Origin of the sequence: Streptococcus suis, from assembly GCF_002964045.1 — a bacterium.
In the GTDB taxonomy this organism is placed as follows: domain Bacteria; phylum Bacillota; class Bacilli; order Lactobacillales; family Streptococcaceae; genus Streptococcus; species Streptococcus suis_U.
In genome coordinates this window covers 1-2,689 of record NZ_POPB01000164.1, presented here as the reverse complement: position 1 = coordinate 2,689, position 2,689 = coordinate 1, and the positions used below count along the sequence as shown (strand labels likewise).

The 2,689-nt window shown below is 40.8% G+C and carries 2 protein-coding genes; both read left to right on the top strand.

Annotated elements, in window-relative coordinates:
* The first annotated feature begins 219 nt into the window (after positions 1–219).
* A complete protein-coding gene (locus C1E99_RS01010; RefSeq protein WP_105206340.1) occupies positions 220–972 on the top strand; it encodes an HAD family hydrolase in 753 nt (250 codons plus the stop codon).
* A 186-nt stretch (positions 973–1,158) separates the two neighbouring features.
* Positions 1,159–2,493 carry a methylenetetrahydrofolate--tRNA-(uracil(54)-C(5))-methyltransferase (FADH(2)-oxidizing) TrmFO gene (gene trmFO, locus C1E99_RS01005; RefSeq protein WP_074391120.1) on the top strand — a complete coding sequence of 445 codons (1,335 nt, stop codon included), beginning with the start codon at positions 1,159–1,161 and terminating at the stop codon, positions 2,491–2,493.
* The last annotated feature ends 196 nt before the right edge of the window (positions 2,494–2,689 follow it).

Below are 2,689 nucleotides of genomic sequence, written 5' to 3'. Positions count from 1 at the left end.
ATTTTCTTTGTGTAGCATAGGAGAACCTCATAAGTCCTTTTTCTTATATTATACTCCTAAATACGAAGAAAAGCCCTTAGAAAATCAATTCTAAGGACTTTGTCTTCAGTCTGGAACTTATCACTTTAAAAGTGGTAAGTTTTTTATTTATTGGTATTGCAAACGTTTTCGCTGTGGGGTATAATAGAAAAAATGTTGTCTAAAGATTAGGAGAAAGATATGAAAAGTTACAAAAATTATATTTTTGATTTTTATGGTACCCTGGTTGACATTGAAACAGATGAGAACAAACTCGAACTATGGGACCAATTAACTCAAATTTATAATTCCTTTGGTTGCTACTATGGTCCAAGACAGCTAAAAACAACCTATCTAAGATTTGTTGAGGAAGCAGAAGAAGAACTACTGAAGAATGCCGAACATGATTTTATCGAAATTGATCTAGAACAGATTTTTGTTCGATTATTGACCGAAGCACCTCAAAAAGTACAAACTGAGAATGTACCTAAAGATATAGCAACTTTTGGTCAATTAGTTGCGACTGTCTTCCGAGTTCTATCGCGACAAAAATTTGAAACATTTAAACATACAATCGACAGTTTACATCGATTAAAAGAAAATGGTGCAAAGTTGTTTATTTTATCAAATGCTCAACGTATTTTTACACAAGTAGAAATAGAATCTTCGGGCTGTTTTGAATTGATGGATCAAGTTTATCTTTCCTCAGACTACCAAGTGAAAAAGCCAGATCCTGTATTTCTAAAATTAGTAATAGAGGAAAATAACTTGGATGTAAATGAAACAGTCATCATCGGTAATGATTTAACGACTGATATTGCTATTGCCCAAGAATTTGGCATGAAAGCAGTTTTGCTAAATACTTTCCCATATTCACAAGCCGATATTCAAGGTTTTCGTGATATGGGTTGGGACTTCGATGTTATTGACGATATAGCGGAATTAGTTACTTAATAAACAAGAATATATTTACATAAATTATTTTATGTAATTTTAATAACTACTTTCATGATAAAGAGAGTAGTTTTTTTCTTTTCCAGCCATTTTTTGATATACTAGATAGGTTAAAAAATTTAGAAAGGTTCTGTTTTGGGTCATTCCCAAACAGTAGTCAGGATTCTGGCTAGAGGTATTAGTTTCATGTCTCAAACCCACATTAATGTTATCGGAGCTGGTTTGGCTGGCTCAGAAGCTGCTTATCAGATTGCCAAGCGTGGCATTCCTGTCAAACTTTACGAGATGCGGGGTGTCAAACCGACTCCTCAGCACAAGACCGACAAGTTTGCTGAGTTGGTTTGTTCCAATTCATTCCGTGGTGATAGTTTGACCAACGCTGTCGGTCTTCTTAAGGAAGAAATGCGTCGTTTGGATTCCATTATCATGCGAGCTGGTGAGGCTCACCGTGTGCCTGCTGGCGGTGCTATGGCCATGGACCGAGAGAATTTCTCTCAAGCTGTCACAGATGAGATTCACAACCACCCGCTGATTGAGGTCATCCGTGGGGAGATTACAGAGATTCCCGAAGATGCTATTACAGTCATTGCGACGGGGCCTTTGACGTCTGACGCCTTGGCAGAGAAGATTCACGCACTTAATGGTGGTGACGGTTTTTACTTCTACGATGCGGCAGCACCTATTGTCGATAGCTCGACCATTAACATGGACTTAGTCTATCTTAAGTCCCGTTACGACAAGGGAGAAGCTGCCTATCTCAATGCTCCCATGAACAAGGAGCAGTTCACCGCTTTCTATGAAGCCTTGATTTCTGCTGAGGAAGCACCGCTAAACTCCTTTGAAAAAGAAAAATACTTTGAAGGCTGTATGCCTATTGAAGTCATGGCTAAACGTGGCATCAAAACTATGCTCTATGGCCCAATGAAGCCAGTTGGTCTGGAATATCCAGAAGATTACAAGGGACCACGTGATGGCGAATACAAGACACCTTACGCAGTTGTGCAACTCCGTCAGGACAACGCAGCAGGTAGCCTTTACAATATTGTTGGCTTCCAGACTCACCTTAAGTGGGGCGAGCAGAAGCGGGTCTTCCAGATGATTCCAGGACTCGAAAATGCTGAGTTTGTCCGCTACGGCGTTATGCACCGCAATTCCTACATGGATTCGCCAAACTTATTGGAACAGACCTTTGCGACCAAGAAAAATCCAAATTTGTTCTTTGCAGGTCAAATGACAGGAGTAGAAGGCTATGTCGAGTCTGCCGCCTCTGGCTTAGTGGCCGGTATCAACGCTGTTCGCCGTTTCCGTGGCGAAGAGCCGGTCATCTTCCCGCAAACAACAGCTATCGGAGCTCTGCCATTCTACATCACCCACACCGAAAGCAAGCACTTCCAGCCTATGAATGTCAACTTTGGCATCATCAAGGAGCTGGATGGGCCGCGTATCCGCGATAAGAAGGAGCGTTATGAAGCAATAGCAGAGCGTTCCCTCAAGGACTTGGAAGAGTTTTTGGGTTATTAAGGTAATCAGTTAACTCCAGACACCTTCGGGTGTCTTTTGTTTGTCTGGAAAGTTGATTGACATTTTTCTTATTTCAGACTATAGAGGCTGGGCAAAAACTAGCCAATAACTAAAAAAATACACAGACAGATTGAGCTGCTTCAGATGAAATCCAGCCGAACTGTCTGTGTTTTTCTTTCTGTTTCTACTCTCTTGG